11 protein-coding genes are annotated in these 12,312 nt (G+C 65.5%); 7 read left to right on the top strand and 4 right to left on the bottom strand.

Features of this window, described 5'->3' with window-relative positions; translation table 11 throughout:
- Position 1 precedes the first annotated feature (1 nt).
- Both O9320_17295 and O9320_17290 read left to right on the top strand, forming a co-directional pair.
- A complete protein-coding gene (locus O9320_17295) occupies positions 2–1,744 on the top strand; it encodes a TRAP transporter large permease subunit (GenBank protein MCZ8312603.1) in 1,743 nt (580 codons plus the stop codon).
- Entirely contained in the window at positions 1,744–2,535 is a 792-nt protein-coding gene (locus O9320_17290; GenBank protein MCZ8312602.1) for a fumarylacetoacetate hydrolase family protein, read from the top strand. The genes O9320_17295 and O9320_17290 overlap by 1 nt, the downstream gene beginning before the upstream one ends.
- Here O9320_17290 and O9320_17285 read toward each other — a convergent pair.
- Complete coding sequence (locus O9320_17285) at positions 2,532–3,188, bottom strand: TerC family protein (protein ID MCZ8312601.1); 657 nt, start codon at positions 3,186–3,188, stop codon at positions 2,532–2,534. The genes O9320_17290 and O9320_17285 overlap by 4 nt on opposite strands.
- Before the next feature lie 130 nt (positions 3,189–3,318).
- Between O9320_17285 and O9320_17280 the strand changes: the two genes are divergently transcribed.
- Entirely contained in the window at positions 3,319–5,412 is a 2,094-nt protein-coding gene (locus O9320_17280) for an AsmA family protein (GenBank protein ID MCZ8312600.1), read from the top strand.
- On the opposite strand, the gene O9320_17275 is transcribed toward O9320_17280, so the two are convergent.
- From O9320_17275 to fumC, 3 genes are all read right to left on the bottom strand, one after another.
- Complete coding sequence (locus tag O9320_17275) at positions 5,348–6,097, bottom strand: tetratricopeptide repeat protein (protein MCZ8312599.1); 750 nt, start codon at positions 6,095–6,097, stop codon at positions 5,348–5,350. The two genes, O9320_17280 and O9320_17275, sit on opposite strands and share 65 nt — an antisense overlap.
- Positions 6,098–6,120: 23 nt before the next feature.
- Positions 6,121–6,378 carry a ribbon-helix-helix domain-containing protein gene (locus O9320_17270; GenBank protein MCZ8312598.1) on the bottom strand — a complete coding sequence of 86 codons (258 nt, stop codon included), beginning with the start codon at positions 6,376–6,378 and terminating at the stop codon, positions 6,121–6,123.
- Positions 6,379–6,503: 125 nt separating this feature from the next.
- Entirely contained in the window at positions 6,504–7,913 is a 1,410-nt protein-coding gene (gene fumC / locus O9320_17265; GenBank protein ID MCZ8312597.1) for a class II fumarate hydratase, read from the bottom strand.
- A 180-nt stretch (positions 7,914–8,093) separates the two neighbouring features.
- Here fumC and O9320_17260 point away from each other — a divergent pair, with 180 nt between their 5' ends.
- The 4 genes from O9320_17260 to O9320_17245 all read left to right on the top strand — a co-directional run bounded on the left by O9320_17260 (position 8,094) and on the right by O9320_17245 (position 12,309).
- Positions 8,094–8,603, top strand: a complete 510-nt coding sequence (locus O9320_17260; GenBank protein ID MCZ8312596.1) for a response regulator — start codon at positions 8,094–8,096, stop codon at positions 8,601–8,603.
- Between the two features lie 48 nt (positions 8,604–8,651).
- Positions 8,652–9,143 carry a transcriptional regulator gene (locus O9320_17255; GenBank protein MCZ8312595.1) on the top strand — a complete coding sequence of 164 codons (492 nt, stop codon included), beginning with the start codon at positions 8,652–8,654 and terminating at the stop codon, positions 9,141–9,143.
- Positions 9,144–9,722: 579 nt separating this feature from the next.
- Positions 9,723–11,144: a saccharopine dehydrogenase NADP-binding domain-containing protein gene (locus O9320_17250; GenBank protein MCZ8312594.1), complete on the top strand. Its 1,422-nt coding sequence runs from the start codon at positions 9,723–9,725 to the stop codon at positions 11,142–11,144.
- A 31-nt stretch (positions 11,145–11,175) separates the two neighbouring features.
- Positions 11,176–12,309 carry a type III PLP-dependent enzyme gene (locus O9320_17245; GenBank protein ID MCZ8312593.1) on the top strand — a complete coding sequence of 378 codons (1,134 nt, stop codon included), beginning with the start codon at positions 11,176–11,178 and terminating at the stop codon, positions 12,307–12,309.
- The last annotated feature ends 3 nt before the right edge of the window (positions 12,310–12,312 follow it).

Raw genomic sequence — 12,312 nt, 5'->3', positions numbered from 1 at the left:
CATGAGCGATCCCGCACTCGGGCTGTTGATGCTCGTCCTCATCGTGGTCGTGATCATGATGGGGTTCCCCACCGCCTTCACCTTGATGGGTCTCGGCATTCTTTTCGGCTTCATCGCCTATTTCAAATCGGGCCAGGCGTGGACCGACAATCTCGTCTTCGACCTGATGGTCCAGCGCACCTACGGTGCGATGACCAACGACGTGCTGATCTCGATCCCGCTCTTCGTGCTGATGGGCTACGTGATGGAGCGCGGTGCCCTCGTCGACCGCATGTTCTATTCGGTGCAGCTCGCGTTTCGCAACGTGCCCGCCGCCCTTGCGGTCGCCACGCTCATCGTGTGCACCTTCTGGGGCATCGCGAGCGGCCTCGTGGGGGCGGTCGTCGTGCTGATGGGTGTCATCGCCTTCAATCCGATGCTGCGCGCAGGCTACGACGTGAAGCTCGCCTCGGGTGTGATCACCGCCGGCGGCACGCTCGGCATTCTCATTCCGCCCTCGGTTATGATCATCGTCTACGCGGCCGTGGCCGGCCAGTCGGTCGTGAAGCTCTATGCGGCCGCGATGTTCCCCGGCTTTTTCCTGGCCTTCCTCTATCTCGTCTACATCGTCGGTTGGGCGCTCCTCAATCCGAGGATCGCCCCGCCTCTGCCGCCCGAGCAGAGAAAAGTGCCGGTCCCGACTTGGCTCGATCGCTTAAGCGACGCCTATTCGCGCAACATGCCGCGCATGCTCGTCGGCGCTTTGTTGGCACCCGCCAAAGCCAAGACGATCGATACCGGCAAGGGCCGCGTCGGTGCGGGCCTGCTGTTGCAGTATCTGGGCTTCGCACTCGTGCCGATCCTGCTCGTCGGCGGCACGCTTGCCCTCGTCTGGTGGTACGTGATGGTCCACCAGCAGGCCGACGCGCTCGTCGACTATTCGGAAGTGCTCGAGCAGCTCGGCGATCCGATCGAAGAAGAAGTCGTCGAGCGTGGGCCGCCCGAAGGCTTCCAGATGTGGTTCTGGATTATCACGGCGTTTATGGCGTTCGTGATGGCGCGCTACTATCTGCGCATGACGGCCGAACGGCTCGAAGTCGTACGGCTGCTGACGACCTCGATCATGCCGCTGGGGCTGCTGACGGCGATCGTGCTGGTCGTGATCCTGTTCGGCATCACGACGGCGACCGAGTCGGCGGCCGTGGGGGCGGCGGGTGCGTTCCTGCTCGCCCTCTATGCCGGCACGCTCGACATGAAGCGCACGAAAGAAGCCGTGTTCCTCACGGCCAAGACCACCGCGATGGTGTGCTGGCTGTTCGTGGGCTCGGCGATCTTCTCGGGCGTGTTCGCCATTCTGGGCGGCCAAGCGCTGCTCGAAAGCTGGGTGCTCGCACTCGACCTTTCGCCGTTCCAGTTCATGCTGCTGTCCCAGGCGATTATCTTCATCCTGGGCTGGCCGCTCGAATGGACGGAAATCATCGTGATTTTCGTGCCGATCTTCTTGCCGATGCTCAAGCATTTCGGCATCGACCCGATCCTGTGGGGCGTTTTGGTGTTCGTCAATCTGCAGGCGGCCTTCCTGTCGCCGCCGGTTGCGATGTCGGCCTTCTATCTGAAGGGCGTTGCTCCTGCGCACGTGACGATCAACCAGATATTCGCGGGCATGATGCCCTATATGCTCATCGTCATCCTGTGCATGGTGCTCATGTATATCTGGCCGGGCCTCACCTTGTGGCTGCCGGAGTTTCTGTACGGGAACAACTGATGGCCAAGAAACTGTCGGCAGCGCAGATCGCGGAAGCAGCGGATCAACTGCTGCAATCCTATTCGATCGGCATGACCTTGCCCGAACTGCCCGAGGCCTGCCGCCCGCGCAACATGGCAGAGGCCTATGCGGTGCAGGCCAAACTCGTGGCCGAACTCGCCATCGATCCGGCGGGTTGGAAGATCGGCTGCACGAGTGCGGCTGCGCGCGCCATCCTGCGCGCCGACGGGCCGTTTGCGGGCCGTGTGCTCGCCCCGCGCTGTTTTGCGGGCGGCGCTGCCATCCCGAGCCAGAGCTATCCGATGCGCGGCATCGAGGGCGAGTTTGCGTTTGCCCTCGCCAAGCCCCTCAAGCCGCGCAAGAAGCCCTATAGCCGCGCCGAAGTGCTGGCCGCCGTCGAAGATCTTTATCCGGTCATCGAAATCATCGACAGCCGCTATAGAGATTGGGGCCGCGTGACCTTGCCCGAGATTGTCGCCGATCTCGGCGCCAACGGGGCCCTCGTGATCGGGGCACCCGCCAAAAACTGGCGGCGGCGCGATTTGGCGGCCGCCGCGGTCACGATGCGCGCGGGCCGGCGCATCGTCGGACGCGGGACGGGGGCCGACGTGCTCGGCCATCCGCTCGAAGCGTTGCGGTGGCTCGTCAACAATCCGCCCACGCCCGAGGGCTTGCAGGCCGGCGAGATCGTCTCGACCGGAACCTGCACGGGTTTCTATCGCGCCAAAGAAGGCGAAAAGCTCACGGCCGATTTCGGGCCGTTCGGCACGGTCGAGGTTCGCTTCGTCTAAGCGGGAACGCCGATCGTTCTGTAGATCTCGTGCCCGCCGTCCCACATCATCTGCAACGCGACATAAAGGATCAGCGCGAAGCCGACATAGGCGATCCATTTGTGCTTCTGCAGCAGGTTCGCGATCGCGACGGCCGCGACGCCCATCAGCACCACCGACACGGCGAGCCCGATAATCAGCACGTAAGGATGGTCGCGCGACGCACCGGCCACGGCCAGCACGTTGTCGAGCGACATCGACACGTCGGCGACGATGATCTGGATCACGGCCTGGCGCAGCGTCTTGCGCGGCGTGCCGGCATCGGGTTCCTGGCCTTCGAGCACGCGCTCGCCTTCTTCGGCGTCGTGGCGGCCCTGCTCGCGGATTTCGCGCCACAGTTTCCACGATACCCACAGCAGCAGCACGCCGCCCGCAAAAAGCAGCCCGACGATGCCCAAAAGCTGCGTGGTGACGCTCGCAAACGCAATGCGCAGCACCGTTGCGGCCGCGATGCCGATCAGCAGTACCTTGTTGCGCTGCTCGGCCGGAAGGCCCGCAGCCGCCATGCCGATCACGACCGCATTGTCGCCTGCGAGCACCAGGTCGATCATGATGACCGTGCCCAAAGCCACGAAGGCATCCGGCGTAAACGAGGCAAGAAAATCTTCCAGCATGGCGTTTTTTGCTTTCGGCTCTTGTAGATTGTCCCGCTCGATAGCACGGCGGCGGCTGCCATTGCCAGCCTCTTTCCCCAGCGCGTTTCTGGGGTAGCGGCTGGGGCCGAAATCGGGAAGGATGCGCGCCATGAATCGCATCCAAAAGGCCGGTTTTGGGCTTGTGGGGCTCGTGGCCCTTGCAGGTGCCGCGGTCGCGTTGCTGCTGCCGGACCCCGCGCGCGAAGCCGACCTGCTTGCCGAACGGCTCGGGGCAGCCGTCGGCCAGCCTGCGCGTGTGGCGGGGCCGGTTGCCTACGATTACGGCTGGCCCGGCACACTGCATGTGGCGCGCATCGAGCTGGGGGCTGTCGGCTGGCTTGGCGACGTGGCGGCGACCGGCACAGCACTTGCGGGTACGGCCGAACTGTTCGGCCGGGCCGGGCAGATTTCGGGCGATGCCGAGCGCCTGCGTTTTGCGGGCGACGGGGTCGCGTTCGAACGGGCGGCGTCGGGCGCTGCGTGGCGCATCGAAGGCACGCTTGCCGGCCGCGCCGTCGCGGTCGTGGGCGAGGGCGCGAAGGTCGCCGTGCAATGGGGCGATCTGGCGGCGACCGGCGAAGTCGCTTGGCAAGCATCGAATGTCGCGGTCGACCTTGCGCTCGCGGGCGTGTCGCCGCTTAAGCTCGCGGGCAGCTACGATCCGCGCGAGAATATTCTCGAGGCGCGCTTCGAAGGGCCCGTCGCGGCGCTGGGCACGGTGGCAGGATCGCTGCGCGCGAGCACCACGCTGCTCGACATCGCCGCGTTCGAGCTCGGCGGCGGTCTGTTGGCGGCGAGCGGGGCTTTGCAGCAAGAAGCCGGGCGCACCGCCCTCGACCTGCGTGTGACCGACACGGATCTGGCCGGTCTTGCGGCCCTTGCGGCAGCATTGCCGATGGGCGATCTCGATCTGCGCATCCGCCTCGCGCGGCTTGGCTGGGCGGGCGGGGAGGCCGAAGGGATCGTGCTGGCGGCCGCCCGCACCGGCGACACGCTTGCCATCGACGAGTTAGCGGTCCGCGCTTTTGCCGGTGCCCAATTGCGCGTGCGCGACGGCCAGCTCGATCTGCAAGCGCCCGATGCGACGCGGTTCTTGCGCGGCCTCGGCCTTGACGTGGCGCGGCATCTGGGCGCTTTGTCGATGCGCGGGCGTCTTGCGGTCGATCCCGCCACCGAGAGTGCAGTGCTGAGCCCGCTCGAATTGTCGCTCGCAGGCCAGCGGGCGACCGGGGCAGTTTCATTCCGTGACGGCCGATTGCGCGCGCAATTGAATGGCGACCGCATCGATCTCGGGCCGTTTTTTGCGCGGGCTGCGACAGCCCCGCCCGAACGCGGCCCGCTTTTGACGCGCAGCCAAACCGCGCGCGCCGCCGCCGCCGCCCAACCGCCGCCGCCTGGTCCCGGCGGCTGGGCGCGCACGCCGCTGCAGTTCGATCTTGTCGGCGGCAGCCGTTTCGATCTCGCCCTGGCCGCGCGCACGCTGGTGTTCGATGCGTTCAGTTTGGCCGATGCCCAACTCGCCGCGACCTTTGCGCCCGACGGCCTGACGGTCACGCGGCTCGTCGGCGGCTTTTGGGGTGGACGGCTCGAGGCTGCGATGCGCCTCACCGGCGGTCCGCGTCCCGATCTCGCCGTCGAGTTTGCGCTTGTCGACGCCGAGCTCGCGCGCCTTGCCGCACTGTTCGGCAATCCGCAAAGCTTGCGCGGGCCGTTGAGCCTGTCGGGCCGTCTTGCAACGGCCGGGCGCGATGCGGCCGAAATGGCGGCGGGGCTCGCCGGTCAGATCCGCATGTCGGCACCCACAGGCTCGATCGAAGGCGTCGAGTTTTCCGGCATTGCCGACCGGCTCGCCAGCGGCGGGCGGGCACCCGATCTGCTCGAGCTTGGCCGCCTGCTCGCGCGCGGCGGGCGCAGCGATTTTCGCAATCTTGCCGGCAGCTGGACCGTCGCCAAGGGTGTGGCGCGCACAACTGATACGCGCCTTGCCTTGCGCGGCGGGACACGCGAACTCGCGGGCGATCTCGTCGGCGATTTCGACATCGCGAATTGGCGATTGGATCTGGCGTTCGGTTTGAGCGCCGCCGCAAACGCGCCGCGCGCCGTGGTGGGCTTGGCCGGGGCCGCCGACCGGCCGCGCGTCAATTTGCTACTGCAGGCCCCTGGGCAGGCACCGGGGCAGGGGCGGCCGTCGCCGGCACGGTAAGTGTCGGCGCGATCGCACCGGCACTTGTGGGCCAGCCGCCGGCCGGCTCGCGACGTTGCGAGGTTGCGGGCGGCGTTGTCGTTTGTGCAGCGGTGCGCGCCGCCGGTGCGGGCTGGTTTGCCGCGCGTGCCGGAGCAGCCGCTGGCGCTGGCGGGGTCGGAGCTGCGGCCGTCGGGCTGGTCTGGCCCGGACTATTCTGGCCGGGGCGGGCCGGCGGATTCGGGCGCGGGGCGGCGTTTTCGGTTGCGGCCGTTGCGGGCGGTTGGCGCAGCGGGCGCCCGCGCCCGGCCAGGATCTGTTCGACGGCTTCAAGCGCTTCGCGCGCCGGTTCGAAATTCTGCTGGGCCGCGCGCGCAAACCAGCTGCGTGCTTCGACGAGATCGGGCGGCACGCCGTCGCCGCGCTCCCACAGCACGCCGAGTTGGAATTGCGCGGGCGCATAGCCAAGGGCCGCCGCGCGCTCGTACCAGCGTTTGGCCTCCAGCACGTCGCGCTGGATGCCGCGCCCCGTCCGGTACATCTGTCCGAGATTGAATTGCGATTCGACGTCGCCCGCACGGGCGAGTCCAAAAAACCGGAACCACGCGGATTCGAAATCGCCAGCCGCGAAGGCAGCGACACCGCGCTCCCATTCCTGGTCCCGGTCGAACGCTGCGGCGGGACTGCCCCAAACCGCCAGCGCCAAACCCAGGCCGAGTAGTTTGCCGATCAGGCGGGGACGGCGTCGCCCATGGTCGAGTTGCCGCCCGTCAAAGCCTGCAGCACATAGACGCGCAAGGCGCTCGACAAATTGCCGGCCTCGTCCTTGACTGCACGCATCTTGTCGATCTCGGTCACGAGATCGTTGATCGATGCGTTGCGCTGGCGCGCGATGTCTTTGAGTGCCGTCCAAAATTCCGGCTCCAGCGAAATACTCGTGCGGTGTCCTGCGATCACCACGGACCGCTTGCGAATCGAACCTGACATATCCCACTCCCCCGATTTTACCCCAATGAGGCCGCAGCCCCCAAGCTTCTCGAAGTCCCCTTCGAAATTCCGATGCCGGTCGTTCCCCCGTAAACCAAACACGACCGACTGAAAACCATAGCACGTTAATTGTCGTTTGGACCAAGCATATCGAGGGGCTGCACCCAACGTTCGAAATCCTCCTTCGAAACGAGCCCCAACGCAATTGCCGCGTCCTTGGGGGTAATTCCCTGCGCATCGGCATAGCGTGCGATCTTGGCAGCGGCGTCGTAGCCGATATGCGGATTGAGCGCCGTGACCAGCATCAAGGCCCGCTCGATATTTTGCGCTAATTGCTGGGCATTTGCGCCAAGTCCGGCAATGCAATGGTCGGCGAAGCTTGCCGCCGCGTCGCCCAGCAAGCGGATCGACTGCAGCACATTGAGGATGATTACGGGCTTGTACACGTTGAGCTGGAGATGCCCGGAGGCACCCGCAAATGTGACAGTCGTGTGATTGCCGAAAACTTGGGCACACACCATCGTCAGGGCTTCGGCCTGGGTCGGATTGGTTTTGCCCGGCATTATCGACGAGCCGGGCTCGTTTTCGGGCAGCCGCAATTCGCCGAGTCCCGCACGTGGGCCCGAGGCCAGCAGGCGCACATCGTTGGCGATTTTGTGAAGGCCAACGGCAATCGTGTTCAGCACGCCCGAACATTCGACGAGCGCATCGTGGGCGGCCATCGCCTCGAACTTGTCGTCGGCCGACGCAAAAGGCAGGCCCGAGAGGCCCGTCAATTCGCGCGCAAACAGGCTTGCGAAGTCGCGATGCGTGTTGAGCCCGGTGCCGACGGCCGTCCCGCCCTGCGCCACGCGATAGAGGCGCGGCAGCATCTGCTCGAGGCGTGCAAGCGCCGATTCGACCTGGCGCGCCCACGCCCCGATCTCCTGGCCCAAGGTCATCGGTACGGCATCCTGCAGATGCGTGCGGCCGAGTTTGACCGTGCCCGCCATTTCGGTTGCTTTGGCGAGCAGCACGTTGTGCAGCCGATCGAGCCCCGGCATCAGCGTGTCGTGGATTTCCGCGACCGCGGCAATGTGCATCGCGGTCGGAAACGAATCGTTCGACGACTGGCCGCGATTGACATGGTCGTTCGGGTGCACGGGCGATTTGGCACCCAAGGCCGCGCCCAAAATCTCGTTGGCGCGGTTGGCGATCACTTCGTTGACGTTCATGTTGGTCTGGGTGCCCGACCCCGTCTGCCAGACCGACAGCGGAAAATGCGCGTCGAGGCTGCCGTCGATGACCGCATCGCACGCCGCAAGGATCGGCTCGAGCAGGGCGGGCGCCAGCGTCCCGAGCTTGGCGTTGGCAAGGGCGGCCGCCTTCTTCTGCACGCCGAAGGCGCGGATGAGGGCCGTCGGCATGCGCTCGTCGCCGATCGTGAAAAAGGTCAGGCTGCGCTGGGTTGCCGCCCCCCAATAGCGGTCGCTCGGAACTTCGACCGGCCCCAGCGTGTCGCGTTCGGTGCGCGTGGTTTTGCCTGTCTTTTCCAAGTCCTACTCCGTTCCGCCGGTGCCTGAGATTGGTTCTCGATTAGGCGCCCGGGCGGGCGGTTTTTCAAGTTTTGCTGCCGTGCGGCGCATCGCTTTGCCGCTGGTTTTGTATGTTGCTTGTATGCTGCGGGCTGCCGCCGTAAATAGAACGTCAGAAACTGTCCGAAGAAACGCGAAGCGATGGCCGAAAAAATCGATTTCAGCAAAGTGCGTTTTTTGATCGTCGATCCGAACGGTCTCGCCCTGCAGATGCTGAACGACATTCTGGCGATGCTGGGTGCGAACTACGTGCGCCGGGCGACCGACTACGACAAGGCGATGGCCGTGATCAAGGAAGGCGGCATCGACATCGTGATCACCGAGCGAGATCTCACGCCGCTTTCGGGCATCGACATGCTCGACTATATCCGCAAAGACCCCGCCTCGCGCGACCGGCTCTTGCCGGTCATCGTGCTGACGGCGCGCTCGGAAGAGCCGTTTGTGATCGAGGCGCGCGACCACGGCGCCAACGAGTTCGTGGCCAAGCCCTATACGGTCGACTCGCTCTACAAGCGCCTCGCCGCGATCATCGCCTTCCCGCGCCCTTACGTGAACGCGCCCACCTATTTCGGGCCCGAGCGCCGCCGCCGCCAGCAGCCCTTCAACGGGCCCGACCGGCGCGGTGTGGACCCGAACGCGACGCCCCGGTAGGATTGCAGCTTCGCATCGCGTCGATGCGCCGTTTTTGGGGAGCGTTGCGTGGCCGGTCCGAAAGTCCAGATCATCCAGCCGTCGGGCGACTTGCGCAAACGCGCGGTCAATTTCAAGACCGGATTCGGCGTCGTGCTGTCGGCAGGCGAAACGCAGAAGCTGCAGAACGTCGTCGAGAAGAGTTCCGAGAAATTCGTGCGCGACATCGGTGCCACCTTGCGCAAGCTGCGCGAGGATCTGGCGGCTCTGCCCGAGGGCGAAGTCCTGACGCGCGACATGCTGGCGCGCGTGGGCAACGACGCGATCGACATCAAGGGTCTCGGCGGCACCTTCCGGTTTCCGCTGCTGACGCAGATCGCCAAATCGCTGCACGACTACGTGCTGCAGATCAAGACGCCGAGTGCCTGGAACGCCGTCATCGTCGGCCACCATATCGACGCGCTCTACGTGGTGCTCGCCCAGCGCATCACCGGCTTCGGCGGGCAGATCGAATCCGAACTGCTCGCGGCCTTGCGTGCAGCGAGTGCCAAATACAAATAAAGCGTGCGGCCGTGTGCAGCGCTTGAGCCGCCGCCGCGAAAAAAATTGCGCGCGGGGCCAATTTCCTATTGCGCGCGCGGGCATTTGTGATATTTACCCCCTCAGACGCCAATCGCACGTGCCCCAGGCCCACGAGGCAAGCGCTAAGAGGTAGGGCGGCGAGCTCGCGAAGAGCTCTCACGCCTCTCGACCACCAAGCGCTCGAGGTCAAGCAACGACGGTGACGCGTCCTTTTCGGTACGAACCGGTCGACAGTGGGCCGGTGAACCTTAGGGGATGTGACATGGTTGCGGCCGAGTTCGGGGCTTTGCGCCTTCCGACCATAAAAGGATAACCGCCGCGGGGGCGGTGCCGCGCTTTATCGGCATCGCCTGCATCGGGACCAGCGTCGTCATGCCCGCTTTCGGGTTCTGACGGCGCCCGATGCAGCGACTTCGCTGCGGAAGCCTTTTTTCCGTTCCGTTCGAACAACCGGATTTCGACGTCGTTGGCCGCTTTGGTCGGCCCCGTTGGACCGGACTTGTCTTTGTCTTTTGCGCAAGGCTCGCACAATCGGCAGGACATCGGGAGCGTCTTTTGATGGAAGCATTGGGTAAAAAGCATGTGGCCTATGGCGGGCGTCTGCTGATCTTGGGCTTCGGCTCGATCGGCCAGGGCGTGCTGCCGCTCATCCTGCGCCACATCGACATGCCGGCCAAAAACATCGCGATCGTGACGGCCGAGCCGCGCGGCCGCGAAGTGGCCGCCGAATACGGTATCGACTTCGCCGAAATCGCCGTCACGCGCGAAAACTACCGCGCCGTGGTGGGCTCCCGCCTGGCCGCCGGCGATTTCCTGTTGAACCTGTCGGTCGACGTGTCGTCGGTCGCTTTGATCGAGCTCGCACAGGAAAAGGGTGCTTTCTATCTCGACACCTGCATCGAGCCCTGGGCCGGCGGCTACACCGATCCGTCGCTCACGCCCTCGCAGCGTTCGAACTACGCGCTGCGCGAATCCGCGCGCGCACTGCGCACGAAATACGCGGGCGGCCCCACGGCCGTGCTCACGCACGGCGCCAATCCGGGCCTCGTCTCGCACCTCGTCAAGGAAGCGCTGCTCAACATCGCCAATGACACGGGCGTGCCGCAGGCGGCCCCCGCCACGCGCGAAGGCTGGGCCGGCCTTGCCGCCAAGCTCGGCGTCAAGGTCGTGCACATCGCCGAGCGCGACACGCAAGTCGCCGACCGCCCCAAGAAGGTCGGCGAGTTCGTGAACACATGGTCGATCGACGGTTTCGTTGGCGAAGGCTGCCAGCCCGCCGAACTCGGCTGGGGCAGCCACGAAAAGGCGCTGCCCGCCGACGGCCGCCGCCACGAATTCGGCTGCGACGCGGCGATCTATCTGCTGCGCCCGGGTGCGAGCACGCGCGTGCGCACCTGGACGCCGCTCGAAGGGCCGTTCCACGGCTTCCTCGTCACGCACAACGAAGCGATCTCGATCGCCGACTACTACACGGTCAAGAAAGACGGTGCCGTCACGTACCGGCCGACCGTTCACTACGCCTACCACCCGTGCGACGACGCCGTGAAGTCGGTGCACGAAGTGGCCGGCAAGAACTGGCACATGCAGCCCGCCAAGCGCCTGATGATGGACGAAATCGTTTCGGGCATGGACGAGCTCGGCGTGCTGCTGATGGGCCACGCCAAGGGCGCCTACTGGTACGGCTCGCGCCTCACCATCGCCGAGGCCCGCAAGCTCGTGCCGCACAACAACGCGACCTCGCTGCAGGTCACGGTGGCGGTCCTCGCGGGCATCGTGTGGGCGCTCGAAAATCCGAAGGCCGGCCTCGTCGAAGCGGACGAGATGGACCATGCGCGCTGCATGGAAGTCTGCCGCCCGTATCTGGGCGAAGTCGTCGGCGCCTACACCGACTGGACGCCCTTGCAGGACCGCGAACTTCTGTTCCCGGAACCGCTCGACCGGTCCGACGCCTGGCAATTCACCAACTTCCGCGTCGCCTGACGCATTCTCTGGAGAACTGGAGTATCTCGGGATGACCAACAGCAAAAAGATCCGCGACTTCCTCGCCGAACGACGCCCGACCCCCTACGTGGTCGTGGACCTCGACATCGTCGCGGACAACTACCGCAAGCTCAAGGACGCGGTCCCGCAGGCCGGCATCTACTACGCCGTCAAAGCGAACCCCGCACCGGAGATCTTGGACACGCTTGCCAAGCTCGGCTCGTCGTTCGACACCGCGTCGGTCAACGAGATCGACATGGCGCTGCGTTCGGGCGTGGCGGCCGACCGCATTTCGTTCGGCAACACGATCAAGAAGCAGGCCGATATCGCGGCCGCCTATGCGCGCGGCGTGCGTCTGTTCGCGTTCGACTCGGAAGCCGAACTCGAGAAGCTTTCGGTTGCCGCACCGGGCGCGAAAGTGTTTTGCCGCATTCTCACCTCGGGCGAAGGGGCGGACTGGCCCTTGTCGCGCAAGTTCGGCTGCGATCCGGCGATGGCGCGCGAACTGCTGATCGCGGCGGCGTCGAAGGGCGTCGTGCCGCACGGCGTGTCGTTCCATGTCGGCTCCCAGATGAAGGACCCGAACGCATGGGATGCGGCCGTGGCGCAGGCCGCTTGGCTGTTCCGCGAATGCGAAGACGCAGGCGTGCAGCTCAACATGCTGAATATGGGCGGCGGCTTCCCCACGAAGTACCGCAAGGACATCCCGACGATGGGCAGCTACGGCGCTGCGATCCACGCGGCCCTCGCGCGCCATTTCGGCAACCGCGTGCCCGAGATCATCGTCGAGCCCGGCCGCCAGATGGTCGGCAATGCCGGTACCATCGACACCGAAGTGGTGCTCGTGTCGCGCAAGTCGAAGACCGACACGAAGCGTTGGGTGTTCCTCGATATCGGCAAGTTCGGCGGTTTGGCCGAAACGATGGACGAGGCGATCCAGTACCCGATCGTGTCCGCCAAGAAGGGCAGCAAGGTCGAGCGCGTGATCCTCGCAGGGCCCACCTGCGATTCGGCCGACGTGCTCTACGAAAAGGCCGACTACCGTCTGCCGATCGATCTCGTGGCGGGCGACCGTCTCGAGATCCGTGCGACGGGTGCGTACACCACGACCTACTCGGCGGTCGCCTTCAACGGCTTCGAGCCGTTGAAGTGCTACTGCATCTGAGGC

This window comes from Magnetospirillum sp. (assembly GCA_027532905.1).
In the GTDB taxonomy this organism is placed as follows: Bacteria; Pseudomonadota; Alphaproteobacteria; order CACIAM-22H2; family CACIAM-22H2; genus Tagaea.
The sequence above is the reverse complement of the archived record's forward strand: the minus strand, read 5'-3'. Positions and strand labels throughout refer to the sequence as shown.